Below are 15,446 nucleotides of genomic sequence, written 5' to 3'. Positions count from 1 at the left end.
TTACGCCTTTGGCTGGAAGCCATATCTTGTTCTTAACTCCCAGACTCTCTGTACGTGTTCGACTACTTCCTTGTCGCTTCTGAAGGACACATTGTCCACTCTGTACATGGTGGTTCTCTTGGCAGCTTCCGACTCGCTGATTGGTTTGCCAAGGTTGACCTTTCTGTCGATTGGTACACCAACCTGGTCTTTGTCCATCACGATGTTGCCGCCTTCGAGTCTGCGCCTGTCCAGCATATCGAACATGGTTCCATCTTCCTGTAATCTCAGGGAGTGGCCATGCACTGTACAGCCTCTCATGCCTGCAAGACCCCAGTCTGTTATTTCGGTCTCGCACACTCTCTTGGAGAACTCTTCAAGGTCCCTCTCTCTCATTTCATTGACCTCTCTGCCTGACAGTGTGCCTGGGTCAACTCCTCTGAAGTTGATTGCTGCGTGGTACGATCTGAAGTACGGTGTGGCAGGTGCATTGTACATTGAGTCAGCGAACTGTACATATCTTACTCTGTCGCCTGCTGCTGCACCTGGGGTTGGTTCTACAACCTCTCTTACCGGGTCATCCGGCTCACCCATCTCTGAGAGTGGTGGGTGTGTGCTGGGATAGTCAGAACCTGGTGCTCTGTGACCGAGAATTGCGGTTAAGTCCTCATCCGAAACATCGCGCATTTTCTCCAGGTCATTTGACATGTGTTTTCTTCTATTCTTGGCAGGTGAGGTATTGCCAGGATAATATTGTGGTTTGTAAGCCATATTTTTTCCTCCTAATTATATTTGAATTGCTTTCTTCTGCTCTTTCCTGGATAAACTCATGCGTTACTGTCCTCTGCTTTAACCATGCACAGGTTTGTTTCCACTTTTGCATGGGGATCAACTAAGCCAAGCATTCGTTCATCTTCAAGGTTGATGCTTTCATCAGTCTTGCTTTTGAACCCGTACTTGCCGTAATCGGTCAAAGTGGGTCTTCTCTTTATGAAGTGCCCTCGCTTGAATTCAAACGAGAAAGGTAGCGCTCGCTCGCACGCTTTTTTAAGTTCCTCCACGGCACTTTCATCTTCCACTTCTACCAATATTTCTCCCACAATAACATGCAATTCGAATGCGCAGCCCCCGACATGGATTATTATCCTGCTGGGATGGTTTACATCTGAGCCCGTTCCAGGACCGAATGTGACCTTTCTGGGTAGATTTTTACCATTGATGAGCATTCTTATTACGCCTTTAACCTGATCGATCTCATTTAAGATTTTTTCAGCGGTCTCCGGCAGTAATAATCGTTTTGGGAACACTCTGATTTGTATGGGTTTATCCGTGACTGAAGCAGTTTTTGCCATTCAATTCTCCGAACTTATACGGCCTCCGCGATTGCCTTTATTGGCTCTCTGAACTCTTCTACTGCGCTGAAGACATCTCCTACTAACTGTGATGTCTTTGCCGGGCTGTAGATCTGAACGCCTGCGTCAAGAGCAACTGCTGCTGCTACGCATGGCACACCAAGACCCTTTGAGTGCCTGGTGGTTACGTGGTTGCCGTTGAATGTGCCTGGTCCGCCGCCTCCGTATATGGAGTGGCTGAAGAAGGAGAATCCTACTGCAACACCCTGCACTTTGCCGAAGTCGCATCCTGGGAGTGAGGTCTCTTTCTCAACGATATCGTTGAAGTACAGCAATACTGCTGATACTGACTGTGGGGCTCTCATCGCACCGCAGTTGATCATGGTTGCTGCCATGGTGCCTGCTGCGCAATATGCGTTCCACTTGCCTACATCGGATGTCTTGTATGTTGTATAGCCGGATGCAAATTTCTTATCTGCGCTGATTATCTTATCTGCAAGTGCCTTCTCGACAATTGCATGGACTACGGTACCGATTGTTCCGGTCTTGCCCTGGGCTTTTACTGTTCCGTAAACGAGGTTGTTTGCGTTTAAACCCTGTAATCCGTATGCCAGTAATCTGTGTCTCTCCTGGATACCGAGTGCATCACCCATTTCGTGAACACCTACGGTCTCAAGTGTTGAGCACAGTGCGGCTGTGTTCATAGCATTGAACTTGCATGTTGCTGCAAGGTGGTTTGCCATGACGTTTCTCAATGTATAGCCAAAGCCTTCATCTTTCTGTGGGATTTCGACAATTGACTTTACGTTGCCGCCTACCATATCGAGTGTCTGCGGGTACTGTCCCCAGACTGCGGACTTGATTGTTGGTGAATCGAACATTCCGATATTGAATGTGTCGATTATTGCCTGTGTGGTTGCTGATGCTGCGCAGGTCAATGATGATACATACTCTGCTGCTACATCGATCCTTGGTGAGGGTACCTGAACCAGCAACTGCTTGCCACCGTTTAAGGATTCTACATTGGTGTCGTCGCTGTCGTCCACCTTTACCAGGTCTGCAACTCTGCTGCGGATTTTCTCAGCATTCTTTACAATATCCAGCTTCATTTCTCTTCCTGGGATCTTTCTGCCTTTGCCACCGATTGATGAGGTTGCTAAGGTTTTTTCGATTCCAGCCAAGTCAACGGCAGCTGTTCGCTTTATACCGGTGACTATTTTCTTGATAGCGGCATTTCTCATCGGGCTTATTGCCATTAAGTCAACGCCTGATTTGAGCTTTGCTCCTCTGTCGCTATATAGGTCTATGTTGTCAGCCACGTTTATTTACCTCCTATGTTTTATTTTTCCAAGACATTGGTCATCTGGCAGCGATACAACAAGAGCGACAAACAACACAGGAGAGCTTAGAACTCGAAAAAAGATGTTTACGTTCTATTTAACTCGCACCCGCATTGTTTTTTATTGTATCGATCAACCATTACAATCCCTTGTACACCCATTCTATTCCTTAATAGTACTTAAAGTTTACGAATTATACATGATAATACATTATAAAATAATCCGCGGCTCAGCGTAGCTCTTTCTTATATATACACTTTTTAAATCGTACACTTTTGGTATCTACTTTACCCGCCGCTCTCCACACTCACATCGCTCATCTCAGTCGGAGCTGCTTCCTTTTCTTTTTCTAATTTCTCGCCCACTTCCTCACGAGTGAAAGCCTTCTCTTTAATCTCTTTCTCCTCCACTTTTTCGATTACTGTAAGGACTTCTGTCTTATAATACAGATCAGTCTTATCAACAAGCGCCCATGTACCTTCATCATCCGACATGAGTTCAGTCACATAACCTTTCGTACCTGTTGCTTGGTAGAGTACGTAGCTCCCAACATGTAAAATGGTGCCCAATGAATCAGAGTTATGCGTATTACTCATTCGGAGTTCTAATATAGCAATCATACCCTTTAATACTTGTGGTTTATTCCCATTAATCGTATGGAGAATATCCAATCCAATTAAAAAACTGGCATTTCTAATTTAAAAATATTTCTCAATAATCCCGATTATCTCCTTGATATCCCTTATCACCATATCCGCCTCCTCGCAAAGCCCGGTCGGGCATTTCCCTGTCTGCTGTATCGAGAGCACTCCGAGGTCAGCGGCACGCATCGCCAGTACATCGTTTATCCCGTCGCCCACCATGATGACCTTATCATACTGCTGTTTCAGGCTCTTTACTATCTCTTCTTTTTTCTTCGGCGTGGCTATCTCGAACACGCATTGCAGGGGTAAGCACACATTCATGGCAAGCGCCGAGAGATTTCGCATGCTATCGCCAGATGCAATATATATCCCTACATTCTTCTCAGTAAGGGTCCTTATCACAAGAGGGGTGTTGGAATATACCTTTCCGCCCGTGCAGATGACATACGGGATGCTATTTGTCTCTACGTCAATGATCAGCCCCACGCCCATATAGAAAATATCCTTGCATTTACTTTTGACAGCAGCCATTACATCCTGAAGATCTTTCATTGTAGATGTTGTATCATTCCCAACAACAGCTTCGGCCGTGGCTTTATCTATCAGGGCTCTTGAACATCCGACCTCGATGTCGATATTGTATTTCCTGATAAAATCAGAAATAAGCATATTCGGCGGGCAGTTAACGAGTTTATTTGAGTCCACCTGCATTACCAGGATGGCACAGTACGGCTTTTTCCCGACGAACTCGGTTGATACCAGCTCGTGCAGGTATTCTCCGGTTTTTATGTTTTTCGCCACGCGGTACATGCGCAGCAGTGTTCCTGCGCTGTCAAATACAACAGCAATTTTCATAGCATACAAACGGTTTTCATGGGTTATTATATTTTTCTTGAGATTTCCGGTCAAGCGATAATTTCAGATATTCCAGATTGTTCACTTATATAAATGGCATGCTACGGTGTGCTTGATCCCCGTAACCGCAGGTTCAAGCTCTTCACATACTTTCATTCTTCTCGGGCAGCGTGTATGGAACCTGCATCCTTTCGGAGGGTTTATCGGAGAGGGAACCTCTCCCTGTAATTGCAATCGTTCAGTATTCTTACCGGGAATGGCAGACAGCAGAGCCCGGGTATACGGATGTAAAGGACTGCTGAAAATCACATCTGTAGTCCCTTGCTCTACGATCTTCCCGAGATACATAACAGCGACCCTGTCAGCGATATGTCGGATAACCGAGAGATTATGAGCTATAAAAATGTAAGTCAGACCATATTCTTTTTGCAGGTCTATCAACAGGTTGAGAATCTGTGCCTGGATAGAAATATCAAGCGCGCTCACCGGCTCATCTGCGATAATAAGCTTCGGCTGGACTGCTAAAGCCCGCGCAATCCCGATCCTTTGTTTCTGGCCTCCACTCAGCTCATGAGGGTATCGCGAAGCAAAATCCGGCGGAAGTCCCACCTTTTCCATTAATCTAGCAACGTTTGACCCGCAATCTCCTATTTCATGTATAATTAGCGCCTCGCCGATGGACTCGCCTACTGTCAGCCTGGGGTCAAGGTTTGAATGAGGGTCCTGGAAGATCATCTGCACCTCTTTTCTGAACCATTTCAGTTTTTTCCTGTCATGGCTTAAGATATCGGTTCCGTTGTACAGGATCTTGCCTGATGTTGGCTCCTCCAACCTGATAAGAGTCCTTCCAAGCGTAGATTTGCCGCACCCAGATTCTCCCACAAGACCGAGGATTTCTCCTTTGTTTACGTAAAAAGAAACGCCATCTACTGCTTTTACCTCCCCTGCTGCCCTTGAGTAAAGGAAACCACGGGTCAGGGGGTAATATTTTTTAATATCAATAACTTCAAGCAGCCCCGTAAAGATGGCACCTCACAGAATGTTTATCTGAAATTTTCACCTCAGCGGGCGTTTTCTTTCTGCATGTTTCCATTGCATCCGGGCATCTCGGGCTGAATACACAGCCTTCAGGCAGGTCTATCAGGCCCGGTATGGTGCCCGGGATCGAAACAAGTCTTCCTTTACTTTTTTCAGAAGGCAGGCAGTTGACCAATGCACGGGTGTAAGGATGTCCCGGAAAGCTTAAAACCTCCTTCGCATCTCCTTTTTCAATGAACTTCCCGGCATACATCACTATAATCCTGTCCGCAATTTCTGAAACAACCCCGATGTCATGGGTTATGTATAATATCGAAGTAGTGTTTTTTAATCCTTTAAAAATATCAAGGATTTGTGCCTGTATTGTTACATCAAGGGCTGTAGTCGGCTCATCGGCTATAAGCACTTCAGGGCTGCATGATAAAGCCATCGCGATCATTACCCTCTGCTTCATCCCGCCTGAGAACTGGTGGGGATACTCATCGAAGCGCTCCCTGGCATGCGGGATACCCACTGAAACCAAAAGTTCCAAAGCTTTTGCTCTTGCTTCTTTTTTATTTAATTTTAGATGCAGAACAAGAGATTCGGTTATCTGGTCCCCTATTCGCATTACCGGGTTTAGCGAGGATGATGCGTCCTGGAATATCATGGAGATTTTGTTACCGCGTATACTTCGCATCTCTTTTTCGGGCAATTTCAGGATATCTGCCCCATTAAATAAAATACTCCCGGAAATTATCTTTCCGGGCTTTTCTATCAATCTTAAAATCGATAGCGCTGTGGCTGTTTTGCCAGAGCCGGATTCGCCAATGATGCACAGGATTTCTCCCTTCCAGAGTTCAAAGGAGATATCATCTGCTGCCTTTACATCGCCTTTTTTTGTAATGAAATATGTACTGAGGTTGCTAACGCTCAACACTTTATTACCGGCATCATTCGCTTTTTGGATCAAGGGCATCCCTCAGACCATCTCCTAAAAAGTTGAAAGCAAGAACCGTGAGAAAGAGCAGTATTCCAGGCTCAACTGCAACCCACCACGTCGTTACAAGGCTGTCCTGACCTGCATTCAGCACCCTTCCCCAGCTCGTCACACCCGGATCGCCAAGACCGATAAATGAAAGCGCAGCCTCTGCGAGGATCACGCCGGGGATTGAGAGCGTTGCTATGACTATGATAGAACTAAGTGTGTTCGGGATTAAATGGTGAAGAATCACGCGAAGGTCGCTTGCCCCCAGGGCTTTTGAGGCTGTTATGAAATCCAGCGTTCGAAGCGACAGGACTTCGCTCCGTACAAGCCTTGCAGCACCGGTCCAGCCTGTGAGACCGATCGCGAGTATGATAAAGACAATGCTTGCTCCGTACATATAGACTATAAGCACAAGTAAAAGGAAAAATGGGAAAGTCATGATGACGTCAGTAAACCTCATGAGGACGTTATCGAGCCAGCCCCCGAAATAAGCGGAAATGACACCAATCAGAGTCCCGATAAGAATCGCAATGCCCGTGGCAAGAAAACCAACTTCAAGCGATACACGCGCGCCTGAAACAAGCATGGCCAGCATATCTCTTCCTTTATCGTCCGTGCCGAGGGGATGCTCCCAATTGCCCTGCCTCCCGGTCGTCTCAAGTTCCTGGGTTTTTATGTTGTAGACCGACTGCTCGATACTGAAGCCTAAAGGCGGGAGGTTTTTATCGTTAAAGTTAATCTCATTTGGGTTGCTTGTTACAAAGGGACCTAAAATAGCAGTTGCAAAAAGGAGGATTACGAAAACAAGTCCAAGCATCGCAGGTTTGTTGTTTTTTAGCTTATCCCGGTGATTCCCTGCAATAATCACGGCTAATCACTCCTCTGGTTCGTTGTGAGTTCGTTGTAAGTTCGTTGTAAGTTCGTTGTAAGTTCGTTGTAAGTTCGTTGTTAATTTTTTTATCAGTGTCTTTACTGTGATTAACGCTGATAACCTTACATTAAATCTAATCATACTTAACCCTCGGATCAAGACGGGTATATGCAATGTCTGTAATCAGGTTAAAGAACAGGGTGACAAAAGCACCAATCAGGGTCACAGCCACCACAACTGCATAATCGTCTGCGAATATGGCATTGAAGGAAATCCTGCCAAGCCCAGGTATCCCGAAAATTACCTCTGTCAGGTAAGCGCCCCCGAAAACAATGGCGCTCATATCCCACATGATGATCGTCACGACCGGCAGCAGCGCATTCCTGAACACATGCTTTCCGATGACCACATGCTCAGGCAGCCCCTTGGCGCGCGCCGTCCTCACAAAGTCCTTGCGCAGGTTCTCAAGCATGGATGACCTCACATACCTGCTGTAGCCTGCCACCATCCCCGTGCCCAGGGTTACGACCGGAAGCACCAGCGCCTTCAGGTTCTCCAGGGAGAACATGGGCAAGCCCGTATCGTAATACGTCTGGAACCAGCCCAGCCTTACAGAAAATATTAGAATCAGCATTATGCCGAGCCAGAAATTCGGTATCGAGATGCCGACAAAAGAGAAGAACGTGGCGATGTAATCCGCTTTCGTGCCTTTTTTAACCGCCGAGTATATGCCTATCAGGATGCCGAGGATTATCGCAAAAATCGAGGAGAGGAGAATAAGCTGGAATGAGTAAACCCAGTGGGTTTTAATTAACTCCGCCACAGGCATAGATGTGGAGAAGGACCATCCCCAGTCCCCGTGCAGGAGGGAGCCCATGTATTCAAAATACTGCATATAAAGCGGCTTATCCGTCCCGTATCTTGCTTCTATCGCAGCCGTGACCTGTGTAACATTGTGCCCGGCGCCGATATTTGCGATATATCTATCGGCTGGCGAGCCCGGACCTATCCTGAGGATAATGAAAGTGGCAGTCATGACGCCCCAGACTATCAGGAGGGTGTAGAGGAGGCGCTCGGCGATGTAGCCTTTTTTCATGTGGGGAGTTATATTGGCACGGGGGTTATTTTAAAGTTGGCGCAGGGCTCTCAGGGTACATATACTCCTGAGGGAAAGAGGTGGCTCATAGGTGCTTACTACTTACAGAGTTTATGCACATACAAAAGATGAAATAAAAACCGTATAATAAAGTATTTCGGGAGAAAACAATATTAATAGCTTATAAATAGGAAAAACAGAATTAATAATTTAATATACTATTTACATAAAAATTATATGAACAAAAATCGAAGCAATAAGTATTAATACGAATAATAATCAATGATAGAATGTTCTAATTAATCTGTTTATAGGAGCAATTATGGTCTCGGAATGCAAGTCGTGTGGGATACATCTTGGTGAAGAGCACCCTCAATTGAATGATATGTGTATTGATTGTTTTGCCGAGGGCTGGGGCGAATTGGTTGAAAAGTCACCGATGGTAAGTCCGCAGACCCTTTGTAAGATTGAGAGTAAAAAAGAAGAATAGCTTTTTAAGAGACGATTTTTTTGAGGGAAGTCTTTTTTGACGAAAATAGCATAGACAATGGTCTGCGCCAGATTCACAAAAAATTAATCCACGAAGGATTTGATTCTTATATTGTTTTAGCGATTGGTAGTGGTGGAGAACAGATAGCTAAACGACTTGAGAAATATTGGAGTTACAAAGATATAGTATCATGTGCGCTGAAAAACGAGGATATCCATATTTCAAATGGCTCAAAAATAAAAGGTAACAGGATACTCGTCTGTGATGATACAACAATAACCGGGAAAACTTTCATTAATGTATTTAAGAAATTAGTAAATCTGGGTGCAGCTGACATAAAATTATTCTCCCTGTTAATGCGCAGGAATTCATCAGTAGTTCCAAATATATTTGTTTTTGAGATTGAAGCGGATACTAAAGTATATTTTCCATGGAGCGACTATCCAATTCGAACATATTCAAAGGGAATAGTTAGAAAAATATCCTGTGAAGATTGTAAAAAAGATTTCAGATGCGGGGATCCAAACATCGACAAGAATTCCCTTTCAGATTTTTTCAAAAACCAGGAGCATTCATCGGCCAAGGTCTATTTAGTTGAAGATAAAGGTGAGATTTGTTCAATTGTTCAATTTTATGAAAAGCACCTCAATAGTTATAAAGGATTATTCCTTGACATAATTGCAACCACAGAAGACAAAAAAGGGAACAAATATGCCAGCACTTTGTTAAAATTAATCAGTTATTACATGTTTTATCATGAATTTAGCTTTATATATGGCTATGCGTTTGACAATGAAGAGCTTATTGATATGTATAAACAAAGAGGGTTTGAAGTAATCGGATCAATCCAGGACCCCCACTATGGCACTTTACATAAAATCGTTATAGTCAATGGAACAAAAGATGCGAAAGACCATGTGATTGCCTCAATCAGGCCTCATATTTAAAGGGGCACGAAAATAATATCAGATACTTCTTAAAACTTCTTCCCTTACTCAAAATACCACTCATAATAATTATATCCCATCGCTACGCCCGGGTCAATCCCCTTCACGCTATCCTTATAAGCTATATTCTTAGCAGGGAAAGCTATAAAATCAACAGGCTGGTCTTCTGACAATATCGCGGATATTTCACCGTACATCTGCCTTCGGACTTCTTTATCGAGAGCTTCCTTCGTACGGACTTTTGCGAACAGTTCATCTACTTTCCGATTTGAATAGCCATACATATTCAAACCGCCATCGGAAGCATAAAAAATCGAACTGCCTGAAGGCTGGAGAGGATCAACGATATGTCCAGCGATGATAAGGTCCCAGGTTTCTTCGCTCACTGCCTTAGGCCCGTTATTATTTCCGGGCTGCTGGTCGCTTCCGGGTACTTTGTTCATGTAATATTTCCGAAGCATTATCTCCCAGGGAACAAGCTTCACCTCAATATCCATTCCCAGATTCCCAAGCTCCTGTTTAACAAGAAGAGCTATGGATTCATTGACTTTGCTTCCTGTACTTGTTATCAGCTTTAACTTTATCTGGCTTCCGTTTTTATCCCTTAATTCAATCTTCCCGCCTTTTCTTACTCCATATCCTGCATCAAATAAAAGCTCCAAGGCTTTAACCTTATTATAAAGCTCTCCTACCCCAAGCTTTGTAAGTCCTTCTTCTACAAACCATAGAGATGTTCTTGGTATGAAGCTGAAAGCAGGCTCACCAAAGCCGAGATAAATCTGGTTGACTATAGCTTCTTTGCTTACAGCCATGGAGATAGCCTGTCTTACTCTTTTATCCTTCAAACCCTGCCAGCCGTTATCCCGCATGTTGTACTGCATTATCCTGTATTGCGCCGTCGGGATGGTATACACGACAATCCCTTTCATTTCCTTGAACTTCTTTACCTGTTCAGGATCGATATCTGTAGAAGTAATATCCCCTGCTTCCATGGCAGCATGCCTTGCGGCAGGCGAGCCGAATATCTTTACGGTGTAAGTTTCAAAATACGGTTCACCCTTTTCCCTGCCAAGGTAATAATCCGGATTCCGTTCAACTACGAATTTATCGCTCCGCACCCATTCTTTGAATCTGTACGGCCCCAGGTTCCCTGTATAGGAGAGATTATTAAGCTCAGGAGCCTGGGTAAATTCTTTCACCCTGCCCTCATACTTTGATACTATATGCTTCGGGTACACCATTAAGTCTGTTACGGTGTACAGGAATTCCGGGTTCGCCGTCTTCCGGTGGATGCTGAAGGTAGTCTCATTCTCAACCCTTGGCTCCACGAAGACCGTTTTTCCATCCATTTCTTCCTTCCAGTCCCCTGCATAAGGGTATGCCATCCAGTCCGCGAACATGATGTTCTTCATAGTATATACGAAATCATCAGAAGTTACTGGTTGTCCATCGCTCCATTCAAGATCATCCCTGAGCACAACAGTATAGATCAAACCATTATCTGAAGCCTCTATATCCTTTTTTAGCCATCTACGAAGGATATTGTATTTATTATCGTAGGCTATGAGTCCGTCCATCGTCAGTCCGATATATCCTAAAGAGGATGCGTCTGCCGCCAGGATCCAGTTCAGGGTCTCAGCATCTTCTCCAGAGGTGCCATCGATATAATTACCTTTTACTTTGGGGGACTGCTGAACCGTCGTGTTTTGCGCAGTCATATTCTGCGCATCCTGTCCCCTTTCCAGGCAACCGGCCAGCCCTGCCCCTCCTGCCAGAAGCCCTGCTTTTGCACACATTCCCACAAATCTGCGCCGTGTCAGGTTCATTTTATCGCTATTAATTAAACCGAACCTACTTGAAGCTTGCTGATGTTGCTATCAAGAGTATATGGAAAAGAAAGTTTGGCGGACCTTGACGTTTATGTGGATAGTGTTCTCCTGTTATTGCAGGTTCAAAGCCATCTGGACACGAACTGATCGCTGCTGCTAACTTCATCGGCTTCTGCGGCTTTTGCCCGCATTTTTACAGCTTCAATTCCTTTTTCCAGGCTTATATGCACCGGCACTCCGTTTCGGACAATATCTACGACCAGCGAGGTCCTCTGAGCATGCTCCAGCAGTTCCTCGATCTTATCCCTGGGTGCATCACTTTCTACTTTAAATTTTATGCGGATGTTCTGATATCCCGGGCGTACATCCTCAGAGATACCAAGGAACGCATGCAGGTCCAGGTCACCCTCAAGTGCAAGTTTCAGCGATCTCAGGTTGATATTGCAGGCTGCAGCATTGTAAACAAAACTCACAATCAGACATGACGCCAGGGCATGAAGCATTGCCTGTACTGCATTGGGAGCTAAATCTGTACCAAGCAGAATAGGCGGCTCATCAGCTTCAAGAGTGAAGGTTTCGCCGCGTGATGTTCGAATCTGAGTCATTGAGTGCGCGCCGTTGACCCACTCAGTCTCAGCCCTGAACTCAAGGTTCGCCACTTCAGGATTTGTCCTGAAAAAATCAATCAGGTTATTAAGCTTATTTACATCTACACCGTTTACAGTTGACATTTACTCTACCACCCAGTCTAATGCACGATATCTTTGTCAATAATTGGCATATTTATTTCCCACTCAGATATAGAGCAATATCTGGGCAGGCACTATTTAATGTTTGTGACTCACAAAATTTCAGGCTCTCCTGCCTTGCTCCAGCCTCCGATGAGATGTATATGCAGGTGGAATATCCGTTGCCCGCCGCCCCAGCCCACATTTGTTACAAGTTTATAACCGCTATCTGCTATACCAAGTTGCCTTGCTATGTCCCTGGCTTTCAGTACCATTTTCGCAATAATAGCGCTGTGCTTCTCCTCCAGTTCATTGATGCTCTCGATATGCGCAACCGGAACTACCAGCACATGTACAGGCGCTGAGGGTCTTATATTGTGAAAGACGACCACGTCCTCGTCTTTATAAATAAAATCAGCCGGTGCTTCCCCTTTAATAATCTTGCAAAATATACAATCGCTGTTCATATTCCCCTATTAATATTATATCTGGGAACTTCTTCATTAATCTTTGTATTTGTTGTGTTAATGTCGCTCCTCCTGCATCGTAACATATTTACCCAGCTTACACCGTGTAAGAACGGATGAAGGCAGTACTTGGTCTTGAAGATGGAACATTCGTTAAAGGAGAAGGGCTTGGCGTAGAAGGCATTGTTCAGGGCGAGCTTGTTTTTACGACCCAGTATACGGGATACGAAGAGGCTCTGACAGACCCATCGTACAGGGGTCAGATACTGTTGTTCACTTATCCGCTTATCGGCAACTACGGCGTTAGCGGCGAGACCTTCCAGTCGGAGCACATGCAGGCTGAAGGTCTGGTCGTGAGAGAAGCCTGCGACCACCCATCTCATCATAAATCCCGCCGCTCCATTTATGAGTTCTTAAGGGACGAAGGCAAGTCAGGTATAATGGGCGTCGATACACGCATGCTCACCATAAAAACACGGGAGCACGGCACTATGAAGGCGGCGATAATAGCAGGTAGCGACGACGGCGAGGAAGCGGTCAGGCTTGCAAGGGAACAGCCAGATATCGGAAGCCTCGACCTTGTAGGCAGGGTCACCTGCAAGCAGCCGTACCGGGTAAATGGTAATAAGAACGGCGGAAGCATGGTGCTGATGGATTTTGGTGTCAAAAGGAATATCATTAAAAGCCTGAATAACAGGGGGATCAACGTCACTATAGTCCCTGCTACAACCCCTGCGAAAGATATTATGAATTATGAGCCCGATGCAATCCTGTTATCGAACGGTCCGGGCGACCCGCAGCAGGCTGTGAACGGCATATCGGTCGTTAAAGAGCTCGCAGGGCAGCTCCCCATTTTCGGCATCTGCCTGGGGCACCAGATCATTTCACTGGCTCTCGGCGGGAACACATATAAGATGAAGTTCGGTCACCGCGGCGCCAACCAGCCGGTAAAAGACCTGAAACGGGGCATCGTGCATATCACATCTCAGAACCACGGCTATGCTGTGGACGAGAGCAGCATTGATGGAAAAGAGGTATCCATCACCCAGAAAAATGCCAATGACGGGACGGTCGAGGGACTTGAGCATAAATATCTTGAGATAATGTCGGTGCAGTACCATCCTGAAGCGCATCCCGGTCCTCTTGATACCGAGAAGATATTCTTTGACAGGGTCGCGGAAAAGATGAAGAAGATCAAGGTGGCGGTTAAGTAACATCTTCTGTTGTTTATTTCATTATCGTTAAGTTTAATTGTTAACCCTTCAAATAAAGCAAGATGAATTCCGAACAAATCAAAAAAGACCTTGGTTTTTTGAGGAATTATGAAGTGGTTCTTTATGGTTCATATGTCTCCGGCGAGTTCAGGGAAGGTTCGGATATAGATGTTGCAGTAATAACCAGGATCAAAGATAACAATAAAAATCTGGAACTTTTGAAGAGCTTTATCGGGAAAGCCAGGCCAATATATGATATAAGGATATTCGAACTTCTTCCGTTTAAGCTCAAAGCGTCAGCGATGAGCTGTTACTCAGAACTGTTTGGCGATGTGCTTGAGATATCCGAATACTTCTATGAGTACAGGAAACAGTGGGATGACCAGAAGCACAGGATAATGGAAGGCTATTTTAAAAGCTACAAAGAAAAGATCGCTGCGATGAGGGCAAATAACCGTTCCGACTTCAAATACCCTGCCTAAAGGCGCATCCTAATTTGAAAGCATCTGGATAGCTGGAGCTCAGGATCTGTCCGGGCATCACGTCTCAGGATTACAATTAGCCTTGTATCAGCCCGTCCCCCTTGAAAATCTCCCGCGCCTCATCAAGCGTGAGGTCGGCGGGCGGTATGATTATATCGCTTGGCTTGAGGACATCATCCGGCAATTTTTTACCATATCTGCGCACATTCTCTGTTAGTTTCCTGAACTCAGCCTTAAAGCTCTTCTCATCCCCTTTATTAACGACCCTCACAAGGTTATTATCGATATTATTTATCTCATCCACATGCTTTTTATCAAGCTCGTACTGCCCTTCTCCCATTAATCTTACTATCATTTTCCCATCTCCTTCTTCAGCGCCTCAAGCTGCGAGTCCACCTCGCCCTTTGACTTTATCTTTGAAAGCTCCCGCTCGATATCGTCTTTCGTTCCCCCTGTCACGTCCTCAAGAGTACCTGCCTCCACAAGTTCGTCCAGCGCCGAGGCTCGTGCTTTCATTTCTTCGGTCTTGTCCTGTGCACGCTGTACAGCCATGCCAACGTCGCTCATTTCCTCACTGATGCCGCTCACCGATTCTGTTATCTTCACCTGCGCCTCAGCCGCGCTATACTGGGCTTTGATGGTCTCTTTTGTCGAGCGGAACGTCTCTATCTTGGTAGACAGGCTCTTCTCTGTTGCCATGAGTTTTTCCTGCTGTTTGGCGACATCCGCTATCTGCCCAGAGAGGTTTGCTATTTCAGCCTGTGATGTGCTCTTTCGTTCAAGGGCGATCCTTGCAAGGTCTTCCCTCCCGGCTTTCACAGCCTCTCGTGCCTGATCATCCAGTTTTGTTATATTCTGCTCAAGCTTGACCTTCTGGAGTTCAAGGCGCTTCTTTGCAGTCGTCACCTCTGCCACGCCGCGCTTCACGTTCTGCAGGAGTTCAAGCTGCTTTTCATAAGAGTAATCGAGAGTTTCTCTCGGATCTTCGAATTTTCCTAAAATTTTGTTTATCTTTGATTTTATGATTGTGCTCGTTCTATCTATTAGCCCCATAATTTTTACCTCCTTAGTTTTAATTACCTCTAAATGCTAAATACTTTCTCTAAAATCTTCAGGGAAGGTGGTTACCAACGCCCACCCAAAACCG

At 45.3% G+C, this 15,446-nt stretch carries 18 protein-coding genes; 4 read left to right on the top strand and 14 right to left on the bottom strand.

All coding sequences use genetic code 11. The annotated features are described in order from the left end of the window. From mcrG to MNV_RS12070, 9 genes are all read right to left on the bottom strand, one after another. The gene (gene mcrG / locus MNV_RS12110) at positions 1-750 is read right to left on the bottom strand and encodes a coenzyme-B sulfoethylthiotransferase subunit gamma (protein WP_096206222.1); all 750 of its coding nucleotides are present in this window, start codon (positions 748-750) and stop codon (positions 1-3) included. A gap of 56 nt (positions 751-806) precedes the next feature. Further along, the gene (gene mcrD / locus MNV_RS12105; protein ID WP_096206221.1) at positions 807-1,331 is read right to left on the bottom strand and encodes a methyl-coenzyme M reductase operon protein D; all 525 of its coding nucleotides are present in this window, start codon (positions 1,329-1,331) and stop codon (positions 807-809) included. A 14-nt stretch (positions 1,332-1,345) separates the two neighbouring features. Then, positions 1,346-2,650 (bottom strand): coenzyme-B sulfoethylthiotransferase subunit beta, encoded by a 1,305-nt coding sequence (gene mcrB, locus MNV_RS12100; protein ID WP_096206220.1) that lies wholly within the window; start codon positions 2,648-2,650, stop codon positions 1,346-1,348. A gap of 308 nt (positions 2,651-2,958) precedes the next feature. Beyond that, complete coding sequence (locus MNV_RS12095) at positions 2,959-3,267, bottom strand: DUF2098 family protein (protein ID WP_179293970.1); 309 nt, start codon at positions 3,265-3,267, stop codon at positions 2,959-2,961. A 102-nt stretch (positions 3,268-3,369) separates the two neighbouring features. Next, on the bottom strand, positions 3,370-4,170 hold the full coding sequence (locus tag MNV_RS12090) for an HAD family hydrolase (RefSeq protein ID WP_143311759.1): 801 nt from the start codon (positions 4,168-4,170) through the stop codon (positions 3,370-3,372). 81 nt (positions 4,171-4,251) lie between these two features. Next, on the bottom strand, positions 4,252-5,148 hold the full coding sequence (locus MNV_RS12085) for an ABC transporter ATP-binding protein (RefSeq protein ID WP_257000052.1): 897 nt from the start codon (positions 5,146-5,148) through the stop codon (positions 4,252-4,254). A gap of 28 nt (positions 5,149-5,176) precedes the next feature. Further along, the gene (locus tag MNV_RS12080; RefSeq protein ID WP_257000051.1) at positions 5,177-6,160 is read right to left on the bottom strand and encodes an ABC transporter ATP-binding protein; all 984 of its coding nucleotides are present in this window, start codon (positions 6,158-6,160) and stop codon (positions 5,177-5,179) included. Next, entirely contained in the window at positions 6,141-7,043 is a 903-nt protein-coding gene (locus MNV_RS12075) for an ABC transporter permease (protein ID WP_218838013.1), read from the bottom strand. The genes MNV_RS12080 and MNV_RS12075 overlap by 20 nt, the downstream gene beginning before the upstream one ends. Before the next feature lie 136 nt (positions 7,044-7,179). After that, on the bottom strand, positions 7,180-8,142 hold the full coding sequence (locus tag MNV_RS12070; RefSeq protein WP_096206215.1) for an ABC transporter permease: 963 nt from the start codon (positions 8,140-8,142) through the stop codon (positions 7,180-7,182). Between the two features lie 322 nt (positions 8,143-8,464). Here MNV_RS12070 and MNV_RS19735 point away from each other — a divergent pair, with 322 nt between their 5' ends. Both MNV_RS19735 and MNV_RS12065 read left to right on the top strand, forming a co-directional pair. Next, complete coding sequence (locus MNV_RS19735) at positions 8,465-8,632, top strand: hypothetical protein (protein ID WP_179293969.1); 168 nt, start codon at positions 8,465-8,467, stop codon at positions 8,630-8,632. A gap of 20 nt (positions 8,633-8,652) precedes the next feature. Next, positions 8,653-9,579, top strand: a complete 927-nt coding sequence (locus MNV_RS12065) for a hypothetical protein (protein WP_096206214.1) — start codon at positions 8,653-8,655, stop codon at positions 9,577-9,579. Positions 9,580-9,623: 44 nt separating this feature from the next. On the opposite strand, the gene MNV_RS12060 is transcribed toward MNV_RS12065, so the two are convergent. The 3 genes from MNV_RS12060 to MNV_RS12050 all read right to left on the bottom strand — a co-directional run bounded on the left by MNV_RS12060 (position 9,624) and on the right by MNV_RS12050 (position 12,603). Then, positions 9,624-11,405: an ABC transporter substrate-binding protein gene (locus tag MNV_RS12060; protein WP_096206213.1), complete on the bottom strand. Its 1,782-nt coding sequence runs from the start codon at positions 11,403-11,405 to the stop codon at positions 9,624-9,626. Positions 11,406-11,530: 125 nt separating this feature from the next. Further along, on the bottom strand, positions 11,531-12,139 hold the full coding sequence (locus MNV_RS12055) for an OsmC family protein (RefSeq protein WP_096206212.1): 609 nt from the start codon (positions 12,137-12,139) through the stop codon (positions 11,531-11,533). A gap of 110 nt (positions 12,140-12,249) precedes the next feature. Further along, positions 12,250-12,603 (bottom strand): histidine triad nucleotide-binding protein, encoded by a 354-nt coding sequence (locus MNV_RS12050; RefSeq protein WP_096206211.1) that lies wholly within the window; start codon positions 12,601-12,603, stop codon positions 12,250-12,252. A gap of 116 nt (positions 12,604-12,719) precedes the next feature. Between MNV_RS12050 and carA the strand changes: the two genes are divergently transcribed. Together carA and MNV_RS12040 are read left to right on the top strand one after the other, a co-directional pair. Continuing rightward, positions 12,720-13,817, top strand: a complete 1,098-nt coding sequence (gene carA / locus MNV_RS12045) for a glutamine-hydrolyzing carbamoyl-phosphate synthase small subunit (RefSeq protein ID WP_096206210.1) — start codon at positions 12,720-12,722, stop codon at positions 13,815-13,817. A gap of 62 nt (positions 13,818-13,879) precedes the next feature. Beyond that, complete coding sequence (locus MNV_RS12040; RefSeq protein WP_096206209.1) at positions 13,880-14,299, top strand: nucleotidyltransferase domain-containing protein; 420 nt, start codon at positions 13,880-13,882, stop codon at positions 14,297-14,299. A 76-nt stretch (positions 14,300-14,375) separates the two neighbouring features. Here the strand turns inward: MNV_RS12040 and pspAA are convergent, their stop codons facing one another. Further along, positions 14,376-14,654 carry a PspA-associated protein PspAA gene (pspAA, locus tag MNV_RS12035; protein ID WP_096206208.1) on the bottom strand — a complete coding sequence of 93 codons (279 nt, stop codon included), beginning with the start codon at positions 14,652-14,654 and terminating at the stop codon, positions 14,376-14,378. Further along, positions 14,651-15,352, bottom strand: coding sequence for a PspA/IM30 family protein (locus MNV_RS12030; RefSeq protein ID WP_096206207.1), 702 nt, complete (start codon positions 15,350-15,352; stop codon positions 14,651-14,653). The genes pspAA and MNV_RS12030 overlap by 4 nt, the downstream gene beginning before the upstream one ends. Positions 15,353-15,446: the final 94 nt, after the last annotated feature.

This window comes from Candidatus Methanoperedens nitratireducens (assembly GCF_900196725.1).
GTDB lineage: Archaea > Halobacteriota > Methanosarcinia > Methanosarcinales > Methanoperedenaceae > Methanoperedens > Methanoperedens nitroreducens_A.
The sequence above is the reverse complement of the archived record's forward strand: the minus strand, read 5'-3'. Positions and strand labels throughout refer to the sequence as shown.